Raw genomic sequence first — 15,302 nt, 5'->3', positions numbered from 1 at the left:
CCGGAACAGGCGCCGAACATCGAAGCCCGTCCCGGACGACACCCCACCCCGCCCCCGACCCCGGCCCACAACACCCCGCCCCCAACACCCGCCCAACGGGCCAACCCCGGCCCACGGCACCCCGGCAAGCCACACCCCGCCCGGCCAGGCCAACGGCCCGGCCAGGGCAGGGTCAGGCCCGACCGCCCCGCTTCGCCGCGTAGTTCGCGCGGCCTACCGCCGACTTCATGCGCCAGTCCCGCCGGATCTCCGCCCGGAGCCTGGCGTCCGTCTTCGCCACGATCCGCTGGTTCTCCCGCAGCAGCTTGCGGTAGCTCTCCAGGCGCCGCTCCGCCAGCGCGCCCTCTTCCACCGCCTCCCGCACCGCGCACCCCGGCTCCGCCTCGTGCGCGCAGTCGTGGAAGCGGCACTGCTCGGCGTACTCCTCGATCTCCGAGAACACCTGCCCCACCCCCGCCTCCGCGTCGAAGAGGCCCACGCCGCGCAGCCCCGGGGTGTCGATCAGGACGCCCCCGCCCGGCAGGGCGAGCAGGTTCCGCGTGGTGGTGGTGTGGCGGCCCTTGCCGTCGACCTCACGGATCTCCCGCACGTCCATGACGTCCGCGCCGAGCAGCGCGTTCGCCAGCGTGGACTTGCCGGCGCCGGAGGTCCCGAGCAACACGCTCGTACCGTCGGCGACGACCGCGGCGAGCACGTCGGTGCCCTCCCCCGTGTGGGAGGAGACGGTGAGCACCTGCACGCCCGGCGCGGTGGTCTCCACGTCCTGGACCAGGTAGGCGAGGGCGGCCGGGTCCGGGACGAGGTCGGCCTTGGTGAGGACGACCAGCGGCTGCGCTCCCGACTCCCACGCCAGCGCGAGGAACCGCTCGATCCGGCCGAGGTCGAGCTCGACGGCGAGCGGGACCGCGATGATCGCGTGGTCGACGTTGGCGGCGAGGATCTGCCCCTCGGAGCGCTGCGAGGAGGTGGACCGCACGAAGGCGGTGCGGCGCGGCAGGTACGCCTTCACGTAGCGCGGGTTCCCGGTCGCCTCGACGGCGGCCCAGTCGCCCGTGCAGATGACCCGGAGCGGGTCGTGGGGGGTGACGAACGCGGTGTCGGCGCGGACCACGCCGTCCTCGGTCATGACGTCGCACTGGCCGCGGTCGACCCGGACCACGCGGCCGGGGAGGAGGCCCTGGGCGGCGTACGGGGCGAATGCGGCGGCCCATGCCTCGTCCCACCCGAAGGAGGACAGGGAGGACTGCGACGGTGAAGAAGAGAGAGTCAAGGGGAACCCTTCACGGGTGGCCCCGGCAGCGCCCGCTCGGCGGCGGTGCGAAGTGGTGTGAGGTCAGCCGGAGACCACGGGGGCGGAAACGATGATGAACTCCTGAATGCGGGCAACACCCGTCACCGTGACAGTCATCAATGTCCTCACCTCCTGTTTCCGGTCCTGCTTCTCGACGTGCCAACGCGGCTGCCCCGCAAGGCGGTCGGCGCCGCGCTGCGTGACTTCCGGAACGATAACCCGCTCCCGGCTCCGGCACCAACGAATTGTTCGCCCGGCCCGTGCACCGCCCCGGCATGTCCGTTTCGTTCAAGACCGCCGGGTGTTCGCCTGCCTAGCCTGCGGTCATGACTCCACGACTCGACATGATCGGCCTGGTCGTCTCCGACATGGCCGCCTCGCTCGCCTTCTACCGCCGGCTCGGCCTGGACGTCCCGGCCGACGCCGATGACCGGCCCCACGTCGAGACCGCCCTGCCGGGAGGGTTGCGCGTCGCGTGGGACACGGAGGAGACCGTCCGCTCCTTCGACCCTTCCTGGACCCGGCCGACGGGCGGCCAGCGCCGGGAACTCGCCTTCGCGTGCGGGTCTCCCGCCGAGGTGGACGCGCTGTACGCGGAGCTGACGGGCGCCGGGTACGAGGGGCACCTGGAGCCCTGGGACGCCTTCTGGGGCCAGCGCTACGCGGTGGTGCTCGACCCGGACGGCTGCGGGGTCTCGCTCTTCGCCCCCACCGAGGCCGCGTAGGCCCCCATCGTGGTCCCGGCCAGGGCGCGCACCTCGCGGGCCAGGTGGGCCTGGTCGGCGTACCCGGCGGCGCAGGCCACCTCGGCCTGCGGCAGCCCGCGCCGGGCCAGGGCCAGGGCCCGCTGGAGGCGCAGCACCCGGCCCAGGGTGCGGGGGCCGTACCCGAAGGCGTCGAGGGAGCGCCGGTGCAGCTGGCGTTCCCCGAGGCCGACGGCCCGGGCGATCGCGGCCACCGGCTGCCCCGCCCGGAGCTGGGCCGCCACCTCGGCGGGGAGCGGGTCGGGCGGGCCGGCGGCGGCGAGGCGGGCCCGGGCCAGCGCTTCGAGGGCCGCGCACGGGTCCTCGTGGGCGGCCGTGCGCTCGGTGAGGCGGCGTACCTCGGGGCCGGGCCACAGGTCGGCCAGCTCCACCCGCCGGTCGCGCAGTTCACAGGCCGGTACGCCGAGCAGCGCGGGCGCTGTGCCGGGGGCCAGGCGCAGCCCGGCGAAGGCCCGGCCGGGGACCTCGCCTGCGGGGTGCGGGCCGGTGTCGGGGCCGGCGACCAACAGCCGGCCGCCGGTCCACAGCAGGTCCATGCACCCGTCGGGCAGCACCACCGAGCCGGGTCCCCGGGCCCGCCACACCACGGCCCCGGTGACGACCCGGGACGGCGCTTCCTCGTACACACCGCCACGGTAGGCCGTCACCGCCGGTCAGTGCTTGCGCAGGCGGGAGGTGTAGTCGTCGGGCGGCAGGAACTTCGACCAGCGCTCGGGGAACTCCGACGGCATCCCGGCGTCCTCGTCGTCCTCGGACTCCCCCTCGGCGAGGGCCCGCCAGGCGGCGGCGCGGGCGACCAGCCGGGCGGCCTCGGCCTCGCGGACCCGTTCGTTGGCCTCGCGCGCGGCCGCCGTGGCCACCGAGGGCCAGACCCGGTCGATGGCGGCGTTGACGGCGGCCCCCACGAGTACCGCGAAGGCGGAGATGCCGATCCACAGCAGGATCGCGACGGGCGCGGCCAGGGAGCCGTAGATGGTGGGCCCCTCCACGGTGTTGGTCAGGTAGATCCGCAGCAGGAACGAGCCGAGCACCCACATGGCGAGCGCGACCAGCGCGCCCGGCACGTCCTCGATCCACGGGGAGCGGACGGGGACGGAGACGTGGTACAGGGTGGTCAGGAAGGCGATGGAGAGCAGGGTGACCACCGGCCAGTAGAGGACCGCGATGACCTCCGTGCTCCAGGGCACCAGGCGGACGACGGCGTCGGGCCCGACGACCATCAGTGGCAGCACGATCGCGCCGATCAGCAGGGCGATGACGTAGAGGAGGAAGGCGAGCAACCGGGTCTTGACGATGCCCCGGTGTCCGTCGAGGCCGTACATGACGGTGATGGTGTCGATGAAGACGTTGACGGCGCGGGAGCCCGACCACAGCGCGAAGGCGAAGCCGAGGGAGATCAGGTCGGGGCGGCCCCGGCTGGTGACGTCGTCGAGCATGGGTCTGGCGATCTCGTTGACGCCCCGGTCGGACAGGACGGTGCCGACGGCGCGCAGGATGTTCTCCTCGATGCTGGCCACGGACTGGGTGTTGGTCCAGCCGTCGACGTAGCCGAGGAGGCCGAGCAGGCCGAGGAAGAGCGGCGGCAGGGAGAGGAGGGTGAAGAAGGCCGCCTCGGCCGCGAGCCCGAGGATCCGGTACTCGATGCACGAGTTGACGGTGTCCTTGAGGAGCAGCCAGCCCATCTTGCGCTTGGAGACGTTGCGGTAGAGGGCGCGGGCCCGGTGGAGCCGTCCCGGGTGTTCCGGGATCCCCTCGGGTGTTTCTTTTGCTGGCTGCACGTCCTTACGGTATCGGCATGGCAGCCACCACCCACACAATCAGCAACCAGGCCCCGCCGCTCGTGGGCCACGAGGTGTACCTCGGCGACCGGGCCCTCACCGAGGGCGTGGAGCGGCATCTGGCCGACGCGGCCCCCCAACTGCGGGAGGAGGTGCGAGAGGAGCTCACGGCGATCGGGCGTGCGGCCGGTTCGGCGCAGGCCCAGGAGTGGGGCCGGCAGGCGAACGAGAACCCGCCGGTGCTGCGGACGCACGACCGGTACGGGAACCGGATCGACGAGGTGGAGTTCCACCCTGCCTGGCACCGGCTGCTCGGGCAGGCGGTGGGTTCGGGGCTGACCGACGCCTGGGGGCGCCCGGCCGGGCACCTGCGCCGCGCGGCGGGCTTCTTCCTGTGGTCGCAGGCCGAGTCGGGGCACGGCTGCCCCGTCTCGATGACGCATGCGGCCGTGCCGGCGCTGCGGGCGGATCCGGAGCTGGCCGCGGAGTGGGAGCCGCGGCTGACCTCCCACGTGTACGAGGAGGGGCTGCGGCCGGCCGGGCAGAAGGCCGGGGTGCTCTTCGGGATGGGGATGACGGAGAAGCAGGGGGGCAGCGACGTACGGGCGAACACGACGGCTGCGGTGCCCCTCGACGCCTCCGGGGAGTACCTGCTGACGGGGCACAAGTGGTTCTGTTCGGCGCCGATGTCGGACGGCTTCCTGGTGCTGGCGCAGGCGCCGGGAGGGCTGAGCTGCTTCCTGGTGCCGAGGGTGCTGCCGGACGGGACGCGGAACGCGTTCGCGATCCAGCGGCTGAAGGACAAGCTGGGCAACAAGTCGAACGCGTCGGGCGAGATCGAGTTCGACGGGACGTGGGCGCGGCGCGTGGGCGAGGAGGGCCGGGGGGTGCGGACCATCATCGGGATGGTCGCGGCGACCCGGCTGGACTGTGTGATCGGCTCCGCGTCCCTGATGCGGCAGGCCCTGACGCAGGCCGTCCACCACGCGGAGCACCGCTCTGCTTTCGGAGCGCCGCTCATCGACCAGCCGCTGATGCGCAACGTCCTCGCCGACCTCGCCCTGGAGTCGGAGGCGGCCACGACCCTGACACTGCGCCTGGCGGCCGCGTACGACGCCGGGACCGAGCAGGAGCGGGCCTTCCTGCGCCTGGCGGTGCCCGCCGCGAAGTACTGGGTGACCAAGCGGTGTACGCCGATGGTGGCGGAGGCCCTGGAGTGCCTGGGGGGCAACGGCTACGTCGAGGAGTCCGGGCTGCCCAGGCTGCTGCGCGAATCCCCGGTGAACTCCATCTGGGAGGGCTCGGGCAACGTCCAGTCCCTGGACGTGCTGCGCGCGCTCCAGCGGGAGCCGCAGGCGCTGAACGCGTTCCTCCAGGAGGTCGGGCTGGCCCGGGGCGCCGACCACCGGCTGGACGCGGCGGTCAAGGACCTGCTGACGGAGCTGGCCGACCTGGAGGGCATCGAGGCGCGGGCCCGCCGGGTGGTGGAGCGGATGGCCCTGGTCCTGCAGGGCTCGCTGTTGGTGCGGTGGGCCCCGCCGGAGGTGGCGGACGCGTTCTGCGCGTCCCGGCTCGGCGGCGACCGGGGGTCGGCCTTCGGGACGCTGCCGCACACCCTGGACCTGGCCGCGGTGGTGGCACGGGCGCGGATCACGGGCTGACGGCGGTCCCCAAACCACCGTGCTCCCTGGCCACGGTGGTCCCCAAACCACTACGGCCGCCGGAGCGCTCAGCGCCGGATCCGAGCCCGTGGAGGTGGGACCCGGGGTGGCGCCGCGCCGACTCGGCACCACCCCTGGTCCATGAGCCCCGAGGAAGGAGCTGTCACGCCGCTCGGCGGCGTGCCGATAGTTTCGGTCGGGTGACCGGAGGTTGGCGAGGGTTGCATACCGTTGCAACCCTGCATTCCTTCGGTGCGGAAACCGCCGGCCGCACGTGCCCGGGGAAGGGGCGCGCGCGGCGGGGCGGGTCGCGCAGTACGTCCTGTTCAGCACGGGGAGGTTCCGGTGGCCAACACCGCAGGCAGCGCGGTCGACGTGGCGCGCATCTCGGCCATGGACGCGCGGGAGGCGACGCGCCTGCTCAAGGGGGTACGGGCCGCCGCGCTGGCCGGGGACCGCCCGCCGGCCGCCCCCCGGCCGGAGATCGCCGCGTCCTGGCGGCGGATGCTCGCCGGCGGGGTGCACCCCGACCGGGACGCCCGCTCGCGGATGCTGTCCGCCGCCGAGACGGAGGAGCGGCGGCAGGTCTCGCCGTTGCGGGAGATCCTCCCGGTGCTGCGCGAGGGGCTGCTGCCCGCGCTGGACGAGGCCCTGCACATCATGGTCGTCGCCGACGCGGACGGGCGGCTGCTGTGGCGGGAGGGGCACCGGTCGATCCTGCGCAAGGCGGACCGGCTGGGCTTCGCGGTGGGGGCCGACTGGGACGAGGCGGTGGTCGGCACGAACGGGGTGGGCACCGCCCTGGTGGCCCGTCGCCCCGTCCAGGTGTTCTCGGCGGAGCACTTCGTCTCCAGCCACCACGACTGGACCTGCGCCGGGGCGCCCGTGCACGACCCTCGGGACGGCCGGCTGCTGGGCGTGATCGACGTCAGCGGGCCGCTGGACACCATGCACCCGGCGACCCTGGCCTGGGTGAGCTCCGTCGCCCGGCTCGCCGAGCGGGAGCTGCGGGTGCGGCACCTGGAGTCCCTGGAGCGGCTGCGGGCGGTGGCGGCCCCGCTGCTGGCCCGGCTGCCCGGGCGGGCCCTGGCCGTGGACCCGCTCGGCTGGACGGCGGCGGTGACGGGGCTGGCCCCCGCCGACCGGGTCGCCCTGCCGAAGGGGCTGGGTCCCGGCCCGGTGTGGGTCCCGCAGCTGGGCGACTGCGTGGCGGAGCCGCTGCCCGGGGGCTGGCTGCTGCGGCTGGCCGAGCCGCGCGCCGGCGCCCCGGTGGTGAGCCGGGTGGTGCTGGACCTGAGCCGGCCCCGGTGCTGGTCGGCGACGGTGTACGGGGCCGCCGGGAGCTGGTCCCAGGAGCTGAGCCCGCGCCACGCGGAGCTGCTGTTCCTGCTGGCGGAGAGCCCGCGCGGGCGGACGGCGGCGGAGCTGGCCGCCGAGCTGTTCGGGGACCCGACGCGCACGGTGACCGTCCGCGCCGAGCTGTCCCGGGTGCGGCGGCACCTGGCGGGGGTGCTGACGCACCGGCCGTACCGTTTCGCGGAGGACGTGGAGGTCGAGCTGATCCGCCCGGCGGACCCGGGCCGGCTGCTGCCCCATTCCACCGCCCCCGCGGTGGTCCGGGCCCGCCTGGGCCTCGGCGGGGCGGCCGTGATTCCCTGAACGGCATGAGCACCATCACCCTCACCACCTGGTCCCTCGAGATGACCTCGGCGTCGGACCTCGTCCCCGCGGCGGTACCGGGCCCGGAGATCACCATCGCCCGCGCCGAGGTTCCGTCCCCCGAGTTCAGCCGCTTCCTGTACGCCTCGGTGGGCGGGGACATCCACTGGACGGACCGGCTGTCGCTTACCCGCGCGGAGTGGGTGGCGCTGCTGGACCGGCCGGGCGTGGAGACGTGGGTGGCGTACGACCGGGGCACCCCGGCCGGGTACGTGGAGCTGGACCCGCAGCCCGACGGTGTGGTGGAGATCATGTACTTCGGGCTCCTGCCGGACTTCCGGGGCCGGCGCATCGGCGGGCACCTGCTGACCTTCGGCACGGCCCGCGCCTGGGACCTCGCGTCCCGCTGGCCGGACCGCGAGCCGACGCGCCGGGTCTGGGTGCACACCTGCAGCCAGGACGGGCCGACGGCGATGGACAACTACCAGCGGCGCGGCTTCAAGGTCTTCAAGACGGAAACGGAACCCAAGGAGGACACCCCCACCCCGGGTCCCTGGCCGGGCGCGTGAGCCTGCCCGGGCCGCTGGGCGAAGGGCGGTCAGGGGGCGGGGCGGCTATACGGTGCCGGTGACCGTGACCAGGACGGTGAGCGGCGCGGCCGCGTCGTGCTGGGCCAGCCACGCGGTGACCGCACTCCCCACGCGCTCCCGCACCTGCCGGGCGATGTCGACCGCCCGCCGGTCAGCCCGCAGCACGCAGCGCACCTCGACGTGCCAGCCGCCTTCCGGGGTGTGGGCGGCGCGGATGCCCCCCGCCGGTGCCCGCGCGGCGGCGGCCGCTGCCGCGGGCCGCGGGGCCGAGAGGGCCAGCCGCTCCGCGAGCGAGGGCTGGAGCGCTGCCACGCCGGGCACGTCGAGGGCCGCCCGGGCCGCGATGCGGTGGACCTCCTCGCGGTGGGCGGCGCTCATCGCGGGCTCGGTTCGGCCCGCCGGCGCCCCGGCACGCGGGGAAGGTCCAGCACGGCGTCGATCTCGAGGTCCACGGCGGCGACGGCGAGGCCGAGGACGTGGTCGGCCGCCTGGAGGACGGCCTGGCGCACCCGCTCGGCCCGCTCCCGCAGCGGCTGGTCGACCGCGACCGCGAGCGTGAGGGTGACGAGGTGGGCGGCGCGGTCCTCCCGCAGGGGTGTGAGGCGGCAGCTGGCGGCGCGGGCCCCGGGGACGGTGTCGGCGGCCCGGCGCAGGGCCTTGGCGGCGGCGCTCTCGGCGATGCGCAGGCCGCGGCCGGGGTCGTCCAGCAGCAGCACGGCACCGAGCCGCACCTCGGTCCGGACCGCTTCGATCACGCGGTCGGCGAGGCCGGGGGCGGGGGGCCGTTCCTCGGCCCGCAGCGCCCGCGTGGCCCGGTCCAGGGCCGCGAGCCCCTCGACGGCCTCCCGGCAGTAGGGGCAGCGGGCGGTGTGCGGGTCCAGCGCGGCGAGCGGGTCGCGGGCCTGCTGCCAGGCCCGGCCCAGGGGGCGTCCGCAGGGCAGCGGTTCCGCCCGGGCGGGGTCGCCGGGGCTCCGGGGCGGGGGGGCCTTTGCGGCGCGGGCATCCACGGCCCCGCGCGCGCGGCGGGCAAGGGGGTGCGGGTCGTCTAGCGCCATGGGCGCATCGCCTCCGTCAGAGCGCGTCGTGCGCGGAAGAGCCTGCCGCGTACCGTTTGTTCGCTGCTGCCCGTCACGTGGGCGATCTCGCTGTAGTGCAGGCCGTGCAGCTCCCGCAGGACCCAGCACACGCGCAGCTCGGGGCGCAGTTCCAGGAGGGCCCGCGCCAGGGCCGCGCTCGCCGCGTCCGACTCCGCCACCCTCGGCGGTGAGCTGTCGGCGTCCGCGGCGACGGGTTCGGGGACGGTGTCCAGCGGCAGGGGGCGGGGCCGGTGGCGCAGGGCGTTGAGGCAGCGGTTCGTGACGATGCGGTACATCCAGGTACCGAACGAGGCGCCGTGGCGGAACTCCGGCAGCCGCCGCCAGGCGCTGAGGAAGGCCTCCTGTACGGCGTCCTCGGCATCGGCCCGGTTCCCGAGCAGGTGCTGGGCGAGGGCGAACAGGCGGCTGCTGTGCCGGCGGACCAGGACGCCGAAGGCGTCTTCGTCCCCTTCGGCGGCCCGCACGGCCAGCACGGTGTCGTCCAGGTCCCCGGGATCGGGGGAGCCACCGCCGCCCGTCGGGGGGCGGGCGGGGAGCCGCGGGGCCGCCGGGAACGGCTGTCCGGCGCCGCGCGGGGGCGGGGGTCTGGTCCGGTTGCGCATCCGCCGCTCGCTTTCTTCCGGAGACGGTCGCCGCGGCCCGCGTACGCACCCTTCGATCCTAGGCGGTGACCGTCGGGACGGCCGCGTGAGGAAAGTCCCGGGGAGGTGTCCAACGGGTGAGGGCACCGCACCGGCGCCCCGACGGACACACCACCCCTGGGGAGGTCCCCATGTCGGACATCGTCAACCCCGCCGAGGAGGCGAGGGCTCCCACGAGCCGCACCACCGCCGCCGGACGCCCTGCGGGACGGTCCCTGAAGGGCGACACCGGCGCGGGGACGGCGCCGGAGACGCGGGGCCAGACCACCATCTCCGACAGCGTGGTCGAGAAGATCGCGGGGATGGCCGCCCGCGAGGTGCCGGGCATCCACAGCCTCGGCTCGGGCATGGCCCGCACGCTCGGGGCCGTGTCGGACAAGGTCGGCGGACGCTCCAGCCTGTCGCGCGGCGTGAAGGTCGAGGTCGGCGAAGTGCAGGCCGCCATCGACCTCGACGTGGTCACGGAGTACGGCGTTCCCATCGTGGACGTCGCCGCCGACGTCCGCACCGGGGTCATCACGGCCGTGGAGCGGATGACGGGCCTGGAGGTCGTCGAGGTGAACATCACCGTCGACGACGTCCACCTCCCCGACGAGGAGGAGGACGAGGACGACGGCGAGGGCCGCGTGCAGTGACCCCGCGGCCCGCCCCGGCCCCGCGCCGCCCGGCACGAGAGAACGACGAGAAGACAGGTGAGTGACATGAGCGCAGCAACCTCCGGCATGTTCGCCGGCATCGCCCTGGGCTTCGCCGCATTCTTCGGCGGTTTCTGGGCGTTCCTGCTCGTGGCGTTCCTGGGCCTGCTCGGCCTGGTGCTCGGCCGCATGCTGCAGGGTGACCTGGAGGTCTCCGACTTCGTCCGGCCCAAGGACCGGCGGTGACCACCCCGGCCGCCCCTGCCCCGCCCGGGGATCCCGCGGGGACGGCGCCGGCGGACCGGCCGGCCGTACCGGCGGCCGAGCGCGGCGCCACGGTGATCCCGGACAAGGTGGTGGCGCGCATCGCGGTCCGCGCGGCGCGGGAGGCCTTGGCCGCGTATGCCGCGCCGAGCCCCTCGGCCCGGGCCGGGCCGGCCGCTCCGCAGGCCTCCGTCGCGGTCGGCGGCGGCGCGGCGCGGCTGGCGCTGACGGTGGACCTGCCCTACCCGGCGGACCTCGCCCGGGTCTCGCGCCAGGTGCGGGACCACGTTCGTGAGCGGGTGGCCCTGCTGACCGGGATGCGCATCACCGAAGTGACCCTCGTCATCGAGCACCTGATTCCCTCCGGCGGGCTGGAGTCCCGCCGTGTGCGGTGAGCGGGACGGCAGAGCCTCCGGGAAGGAGAGCCGGCATGAACCAGGCAGAAGACCCCCCTGCGGAGAGGGAGCCGGTCCCCGCACCCGACGAGGTCACCTCCCGCACGGTGGAGCAGTCCACCCGGCCGCCACCCCCGGACGGCCCGCGGTCCGGCGTCACCCACCGCGGGAAGCGCCCGTGGTCGGCGCGCCGGATACCCGCCGCGCTGACGGCCCTGGCCATCGCCGCCGCGGCCGGGTTCCTCCTCTTCGACGTGGTGCGGGTCCGCACCGGCCGGCCCGCCTCCGCCTGGCGCGTGCGCCTGGCCGACGAGCTGGCCACCCGTTCCGTGGACGACGTCTGGGTGCGGGTGGGCGCCGCGGTCCTCGCCGTCCTCGGCCTGTGGCTGCTCGTCCTGGCGCTCACGCCGGGGCTGCGCCGACGGCTGCCCCTGCGGTCCCCCGACGAGCGGCTGCGGGCGGTGCTGGACCGTGACGCCGCGGTCCTGCTGCTGCGGGACGCGGCCATGCGGGTCCCCGGTGTCAGCGGCGCCAGGATCCGCATGGGCCGGCGCCGTGTGAAGGTGCGCGCCGATGCGCGTTTCCGCGCCCCGGCCGACGTCAGGGCCGACCTGACGGCCGCGCTGCGCGAGGAGATCGACCGGCTGGCCCTCGCCCGCCCGCCGTCGCTCGCCGTGCGGACGCGGGCCCGCCCGAAGTGACGGTGCCGGCGCCATCCGGCGAGCCGAGAGACAGGAATCGGATCCCATGAAGAGCAAATCCCCGGTCAACCGGGTCCTGCTGGCCCTGACGGGCGTCGTCCTGCTCGGCTGCGGGCTCCTCGTTCTGGCGGGCGGCTTCGACCTGTACCGGCGGTGGCGCGTGACACCGCCCGACGGCTGGCCCCTGACCACTTCCCGCGACGTCCCGCTGGAAGCCGGCGACCGCACCCGCTGGACGGACGAAGGGTGGTGGTGGCCGGCGGTCATCGCCGTCCTGGCCGTCGTCCTCCTGCTCGCCCTGTGGTGGCTGGTGGCGCAGTTGCGCCGCACGCACCCCGGCCACGTCTCCGTCGGGGACGACCCCGCCGTGGACGGTGTGGAACTGCGGGAGCAGGCCCTCGGCGACGCCCTGGCCGCCGACGCCGGGCGGCAGCCCGGCGTCCGGAAGGCCCGGGCGCGGCTGGACGGCTCCCCAGGCCACCCGGAGGCCCATCTCGACCTCACCCTCGCCCCGGGAAGCGAGCCCGGCGCCGTCCTCCAGGAGCTCTGCGACGGCCCGCTGGCACGCGCCCGCCGGGCCACGGGCAGGACCCGCCTCGCCGCGACGGCGGAGCTCGGAGTCACCCCGCACAAGGCGCGCCGGGTCGAATAGGGGCCGCGCGGCCGCCGGCGGCGGAGGCGGTGGAGGCGTTCCCGAGCGCGGCTCCAGGCGGTCCGGGCAGCCGGGTGTGCGGGCCGGAAAGCGCCCGTGAGCTCCCGCCCCCGCCCCGCCCAGCGGCCCCGGGCCGCGTGACCCGGGTCACGCGGTCCCACGATCCGGGACGACTTCGTCCGGATCGTGGACAGTAGTGGACTCCTCCAATCGGCACATGACACGCTTCGGCCATGAATGGAGCTGGAATTGCCTTGGTGAGTCGGCGGCACGTCGACCTCGGCCGCATGTCCAGCGCCATCTGTCCGGCGCGCTGACGGAACCAGCAACCGCCGCACATCGCCGCAGTCCCCGCCGCCGCGGACGCGTCGATCACCCGCAAGCCCCCTGAGGCCGAACGCCGCCCCCTGCCTGTCGGCAACCCCGACACACGGGCGGCCGTCGGCCACACCTGCTCAGAGACTCCAGTGTGACAGGGGCGCGCCGCCGCTCCCCCCTGCCTCCACCTCGAGCCGTTGAAGAAGGACGTACCCAGCCATGGCCGCCACCCCTGAAACGCCCGCAGCCGCCCCAGCAGCCGCAGCGCGCCGCAAGACCGGCCGTCACCGCGGCGAGGGCCAGTGGGCCGTCGGACACCACACACCCCTCAACGGCAACGAGCAGTTCAAGAAGGACGACGACGGTCTCAACGTGCGGACGCGCATTGAGACGATCTACTCCAAGACGGGCTTCGACTCGATCGACCCCAACGACCTGCGCGGCCGCATGCGCTGGTGGGGCCTCTACACCCAGCGCAAGCCCGGGATCGACGGCGGCAAGACCGCGATCCTGGAGCCGGAGGAGCTGGACGACAAGTACTTCATGCTGCGCGTGCGCATCGACGGCGGCCGGCTGACCACCGAGCAGCTGCGCGTCATCGGCGAGATCAGCGAGGAGTTCGCGCGCGGCACCGCCGACCTCACCGACCGCCAGAACGTGCAGTACCACTGGATCCGGATCGAGGACGTCCCGGAGATCTGGCGGCGCCTGGAGGCCGTCGGCCTCTCGACCACCGAGGCCTGCGGTGACACGCCCCGCGTCATCCTCGGTTCGCCCGTCGCGGGCATCGCCCGGGACGAGATCATCGACGGCACCCCCGCCATCGAGGAGATCCACCGCCGCATCGTCGGCAACCCGGACTTCTCCAACCTGCCCCGCAAGTTCAAGTCCGCGGTCTCCGGCTCGCCGCTCCTCGACGTGGCGCACGAGATCAACGACGTCGCCTTCGTCGGCGTGAACCACCCCGAACACGGCCCCGGCTTCGACGTCTGGGTCGGCGGCGGCCTCTCCACCAACCCGAAGCTGGGCGTCCGCCTGGGCACCTGGGTCTCCCTGGACGAGGTCCCCGACGTCTACGAGGGCGTCATCTCGGTCTTCCGCGACTACGGCTACCGCCGGCTGCGCACCCGCGCCCGCCTGAAGTTCCTCGTCGCCGACTGGGGCGCGGCCAAGTTCCGCCAGGTACTGGAGGACGAGTACCTCAACCGCAAGCTGACCGACGGCCCCGCGCCCGAGCAGCCCAGCGGCCAGTGGCGCGACCACGTCGGCGTCCACCAGCAGCAGGACGGCAGGTTCTACGTCGGCTTCGCGCCCCGCGTCGGCCGCGTGGACGGCGCCACCCTCACCAAGATCGCGGACGTCGCCGAGCAGCACGGCTCCGGCCGGCTGCGCACCACCGCCGAGCAGAAGATGATCGTCCTCGACATCGAGGCCGATCAGGTCGACTCCGTCGTCGCGGCGCTGGAGGCGCTGGACCTGCGGGTCAAGCCGTCGCCGTTCCGCCGCGGCACGATGGCCTGCACCGGCATCGAGTTCTGCAAGCTGGCCATCGTCGAGACGAAGGCGCGCGGCGCCTCGCTGATCGAGGAGCTGGAGCGCCGCCTGCCGGACTTCGCCGAGCCGCTCACCATCAACATCAACGGCTGCCCGAACGCGTGCGCCCGTATCCAGGTGGCGGACATCGGTCTCAAGGGCCAGCTGGTCCTGGACGACGACGGCAACCAGGTGGAGGGCTACCAGGTCCACCTGGGCGGCGCCCTCGGCCTGGAGGCCGGCTTCGGCCGCAAGGTCCGCGGCCTCAAGGTCACCTCGGCCGGTCTGCCCGACTACGTCGAGCGGGTCGTCACGCGCTTCGAGGAGCAGCGTGAGGACGGCGAGCGCTTCGCCGCCTGGGTCGGCCGTGCGAAGGACGAGGACCTCTCGTGAGCGAGCGCGCCGCACCGTTCTACTGCCCGTACTGCGGCGACGAGGACCTGTTTCCCCACGAGACGGGTCACGGCGCCTGGGAATGCAGGGCCTGCAACCGAGCCTTCCAGCTGAAGTACCTCGGGCTGCTGGCCCGGGGCGTTCAGTCGAACACCGCTGGAGGGGACGAGATATGACCACCACTCAAGACGTGAGTCTCAAGGCGCTGGCCGAACGGGCGGGCCGCGACCTGGAGGACGCCTCCGCGCTGGAGATCGTCACCTGGGCGGCCGAGACGTTCGGGAAGAGGTTCTGCGTGACCTCCTCCATGGAGGACGCGGTCGTGGCCCACCTGGCGTCCCGCGCCTTCCCCGGTGTGGACGTGGTGTTCCTCGACACGGGCTACCACTTCGAGGAGACGATCGGCACCCGTGATGCGGTCGAGGCCGTGATGGACGTCAACGTCATCACCCTCACCCCCCGGCAGACGGTGGCCGAGCAGGACGCCGAATACGGCCCGAGGCTGCACGACCGCGATCCGGACCTGTGCTGCGCGCTGCGGAAGGTCAAGCCCCTGGAAGAGGGGTTGACCGCGTACGACGCGTGGGCGACGGGCCTGCGCCGCGACGAGTCCCCGACCCGGGCGAACACCCCGGTGGTCGGCTGGGACGAGAAGCGGCGGAAGGTGAAGGTCTCGCCGATCGCCCGCTGGAGCCAGGACGACGTGGACGCCTACGTCACCGAGCACGGTGTGCTCACCAACCCGCTGCTGATGGACGGCTACGCCTCGGTGGGCTGCGCTCCGTGCACCCGGCGGGTGGCGGAGGGCGAGGACGCCCGGGCCGGCCGGTGGGCCGGGCGGGGCAAGACCGAGTGCGGACTGCACGGCTGATGACGACGAGCGAAGAACGTACGGAGACGAAGCAGATGAGCGTGAGCGACCAGGGCGCC

Annotated in this window: 19 protein-coding genes; 13 read left to right on the top strand and 6 right to left on the bottom strand. The window is 74.4% G+C overall.

Translation table 11 applies throughout. The annotated features are described in order from the left end of the window. Window positions 1-172: 172 nt before the first annotated feature. Window positions 173-1,270 (bottom strand): ribosome small subunit-dependent GTPase A, encoded by a 1,098-nt coding sequence (gene rsgA / locus AB0D45_RS33155; RefSeq protein WP_362466076.1) that lies wholly within the window; start codon window positions 1,268-1,270, stop codon window positions 173-175. Between the two features lie 347 nt (window positions 1,271-1,617). On the opposite strand from rsgA, the gene AB0D45_RS33150 reads away from it, so the two are divergent. After that, window positions 1,618-2,016, top strand: coding sequence for a VOC family protein (locus tag AB0D45_RS33150; RefSeq protein ID WP_361609255.1), 399 nt, complete (start codon window positions 1,618-1,620; stop codon window positions 2,014-2,016). On the opposite strand, the gene AB0D45_RS33145 is transcribed toward AB0D45_RS33150, so the two are convergent. Together AB0D45_RS33145 and AB0D45_RS33140 are read right to left on the bottom strand one after the other, a co-directional pair. Further along, window positions 1,950-2,681, bottom strand: a complete 732-nt coding sequence (locus tag AB0D45_RS33145) for a helix-turn-helix transcriptional regulator (protein ID WP_362466073.1) — start codon at window positions 2,679-2,681, stop codon at window positions 1,950-1,952. The genes AB0D45_RS33150 and AB0D45_RS33145 overlap by 67 nt on opposite strands. Before the next feature lie 27 nt (window positions 2,682-2,708). Then, complete coding sequence (locus AB0D45_RS33140; protein WP_361609251.1) at window positions 2,709-3,833, bottom strand: YihY/virulence factor BrkB family protein; 1,125 nt, start codon at window positions 3,831-3,833, stop codon at window positions 2,709-2,711. A gap of 17 nt (window positions 3,834-3,850) precedes the next feature. Here AB0D45_RS33140 and AB0D45_RS33135 point away from each other — a divergent pair, with 17 nt between their 5' ends. From AB0D45_RS33135 to AB0D45_RS33125, 3 genes are all read left to right on the top strand, one after another. Then, window positions 3,851-5,494 (top strand): acyl-CoA dehydrogenase family protein, encoded by a 1,644-nt coding sequence (locus tag AB0D45_RS33135; RefSeq protein ID WP_362466070.1) that lies wholly within the window; start codon window positions 3,851-3,853, stop codon window positions 5,492-5,494. 393 nt (window positions 5,495-5,887) lie between these two features. Next, window positions 5,888-7,153 (top strand): GAF domain-containing protein, encoded by a 1,266-nt coding sequence (locus AB0D45_RS33130; protein ID WP_362466079.1) that lies wholly within the window; start codon window positions 5,888-5,890, stop codon window positions 7,151-7,153. 5 nt (window positions 7,154-7,158) lie between these two features. Then, a complete protein-coding gene (locus tag AB0D45_RS33125) occupies window positions 7,159-7,722 on the top strand; it encodes a GNAT family N-acetyltransferase (RefSeq protein ID WP_362466067.1) in 564 nt (187 codons plus the stop codon). Window positions 7,723-7,767: 45 nt separating this feature from the next. Here AB0D45_RS33125 and AB0D45_RS33120 read toward each other — a convergent pair whose 3' ends face one another. Genes AB0D45_RS33120 through AB0D45_RS33110 form a run of 3 tightly spaced genes read right to left on the bottom strand, consistent with a single transcriptional unit; the run spans window position 7,768 to window position 9,442 of the window. Then, window positions 7,768-8,121, bottom strand: coding sequence for a hypothetical protein (locus AB0D45_RS33120; protein ID WP_362466064.1), 354 nt, complete (start codon window positions 8,119-8,121; stop codon window positions 7,768-7,770). Further along, complete coding sequence (locus tag AB0D45_RS33115; protein WP_362466061.1) at window positions 8,118-8,798, bottom strand: hypothetical protein; 681 nt, start codon at window positions 8,796-8,798, stop codon at window positions 8,118-8,120. The genes AB0D45_RS33120 and AB0D45_RS33115 overlap by 4 nt, the downstream gene beginning before the upstream one ends. Continuing rightward, the gene (locus AB0D45_RS33110) at window positions 8,789-9,442 is read right to left on the bottom strand and encodes a sigma-70 family RNA polymerase sigma factor (protein WP_362466058.1); all 654 of its coding nucleotides are present in this window, start codon (window positions 9,440-9,442) and stop codon (window positions 8,789-8,791) included. The genes AB0D45_RS33115 and AB0D45_RS33110 overlap by 10 nt, the downstream gene beginning before the upstream one ends. Window positions 9,443-9,612: 170 nt before the next feature. Between AB0D45_RS33110 and AB0D45_RS33105 the strand changes: the two genes are divergently transcribed. The 9 genes from AB0D45_RS33105 (at window position 9,613) to AB0D45_RS33065 (ending at window position 15,243) form a co-directional block, all read left to right on the top strand. Continuing rightward, the gene (locus AB0D45_RS33105) at window positions 9,613-10,116 is read left to right on the top strand and encodes an Asp23/Gls24 family envelope stress response protein (protein WP_361609239.1); all 504 of its coding nucleotides are present in this window, start codon (window positions 9,613-9,615) and stop codon (window positions 10,114-10,116) included. A 66-nt stretch (window positions 10,117-10,182) separates the two neighbouring features. Beyond that, a complete protein-coding gene (locus AB0D45_RS33100; RefSeq protein ID WP_361609237.1) occupies window positions 10,183-10,362 on the top strand; it encodes a hypothetical protein in 180 nt (59 codons plus the stop codon). After that, window positions 10,359-10,775 carry an Asp23/Gls24 family envelope stress response protein gene (locus AB0D45_RS33095; protein WP_362466055.1) on the top strand — a complete coding sequence of 139 codons (417 nt, stop codon included), beginning with the start codon at window positions 10,359-10,361 and terminating at the stop codon, window positions 10,773-10,775. The genes AB0D45_RS33100 and AB0D45_RS33095 overlap by 4 nt, the downstream gene beginning before the upstream one ends. 35 nt (window positions 10,776-10,810) lie before the next feature. Then, the gene (locus AB0D45_RS33090; RefSeq protein ID WP_362466052.1) at window positions 10,811-11,476 is read left to right on the top strand and encodes a DUF6286 domain-containing protein; all 666 of its coding nucleotides are present in this window, start codon (window positions 10,811-10,813) and stop codon (window positions 11,474-11,476) included. 46 nt (window positions 11,477-11,522) lie between these two features. Beyond that, a complete protein-coding gene (locus AB0D45_RS33085) occupies window positions 11,523-12,128 on the top strand; it encodes an alkaline shock response membrane anchor protein AmaP (protein ID WP_362466050.1) in 606 nt (201 codons plus the stop codon). Window positions 12,129-12,361: 233 nt separating this feature from the next. Continuing rightward, a complete protein-coding gene (locus AB0D45_RS33080; protein WP_312847410.1) occupies window positions 12,362-12,445 on the top strand; it encodes a putative leader peptide in 84 nt (27 codons plus the stop codon). Between the two features lie 220 nt (window positions 12,446-12,665). Next, window positions 12,666-14,372, top strand: coding sequence for a nitrite/sulfite reductase (locus AB0D45_RS33075; RefSeq protein ID WP_362466047.1), 1,707 nt, complete (start codon window positions 12,666-12,668; stop codon window positions 14,370-14,372). Beyond that, complete coding sequence (locus tag AB0D45_RS33070) at window positions 14,369-14,548, top strand: hypothetical protein (protein ID WP_125815005.1); 180 nt, start codon at window positions 14,369-14,371, stop codon at window positions 14,546-14,548. The genes AB0D45_RS33075 and AB0D45_RS33070 overlap by 4 nt, the downstream gene beginning before the upstream one ends. Continuing rightward, window positions 14,545-15,243 (top strand): phosphoadenylyl-sulfate reductase, encoded by a 699-nt coding sequence (locus AB0D45_RS33065; RefSeq protein ID WP_362466044.1) that lies wholly within the window; start codon window positions 14,545-14,547, stop codon window positions 15,241-15,243. Before AB0D45_RS33070 ends, AB0D45_RS33065 begins: the two co-directional genes overlap by 4 nt. Window positions 15,244-15,302 lie beyond the last annotated feature (59 nt).

This window comes from Streptomyces sp. NPDC048352, from assembly GCF_040651895.1.
Taxonomy (GTDB): Bacteria; Actinomycetota; Actinomycetes; order Streptomycetales; family Streptomycetaceae; genus Streptomyces.
This window is presented reverse-complemented; position numbering and strand designations above follow the sequence as displayed.

Bases quoted from the DNA above. Each gene is read 5' to 3' on its own strand.
- AB0D45_RS33105 (WP_361609239.1), top strand. From the start codon at position 9,613: ATGTCGGACATCGTCAACCCCGCCGAGGAGGCGAGGGCTCCCACGAGC.
- AB0D45_RS33130 (WP_362466079.1), top strand. From the start codon at position 5,888: ATGGACGCGCGGGAGGCGACGCGCCTGCTCAAGGGGGTACGGGCCGCC.
- AB0D45_RS33135 (WP_362466070.1), top strand. From the start codon at position 3,851: ATGGCAGCCACCACCCACACAATCAGCAACCAGGCCCCGCCGCTCGTG.
- AB0D45_RS33065 (WP_362466044.1), top strand. From the start codon at position 14,545: ATGACCACCACTCAAGACGTGAGTCTCAAGGCGCTGGCCGAACGGGCG.
- AB0D45_RS33115 (WP_362466061.1), bottom strand. From the start codon at position 8,798: ATGGCGCTAGACGACCCGCACCCCCTTGCCCGCCGCGCGCGCGGGGCC.
- AB0D45_RS33125 (WP_362466067.1), top strand. From the start codon at position 7,159: ATGAGCACCATCACCCTCACCACCTGGTCCCTCGAGATGACCTCGGCG.
- AB0D45_RS33075 (WP_362466047.1), top strand. From the start codon at position 12,666: ATGGCCGCCACCCCTGAAACGCCCGCAGCCGCCCCAGCAGCCGCAGCG.
- AB0D45_RS33090 (WP_362466052.1), top strand. From the start codon at position 10,811: ATGAACCAGGCAGAAGACCCCCCTGCGGAGAGGGAGCCGGTCCCCGCA.
- AB0D45_RS33120 (WP_362466064.1), bottom strand. From the start codon at position 8,121: ATGAGCGCCGCCCACCGCGAGGAGGTCCACCGCATCGCGGCCCGGGCG.
- AB0D45_RS33150 (WP_361609255.1), top strand. From the start codon at position 1,618: ATGACTCCACGACTCGACATGATCGGCCTGGTCGTCTCCGACATGGCC.
- AB0D45_RS33110 (WP_362466058.1), bottom strand. From the start codon at position 9,442: ATGCGCAACCGGACCAGACCCCCGCCCCCGCGCGGCGCCGGACAGCCG.
- AB0D45_RS33100 (WP_361609237.1), top strand. From the start codon at position 10,183: ATGAGCGCAGCAACCTCCGGCATGTTCGCCGGCATCGCCCTGGGCTTC.
- AB0D45_RS33085 (WP_362466050.1), top strand. From the start codon at position 11,523: ATGAAGAGCAAATCCCCGGTCAACCGGGTCCTGCTGGCCCTGACGGGC.
- AB0D45_RS33080 (WP_312847410.1), top strand. From the start codon at position 12,362: ATGAATGGAGCTGGAATTGCCTTGGTGAGTCGGCGGCACGTCGACCTC.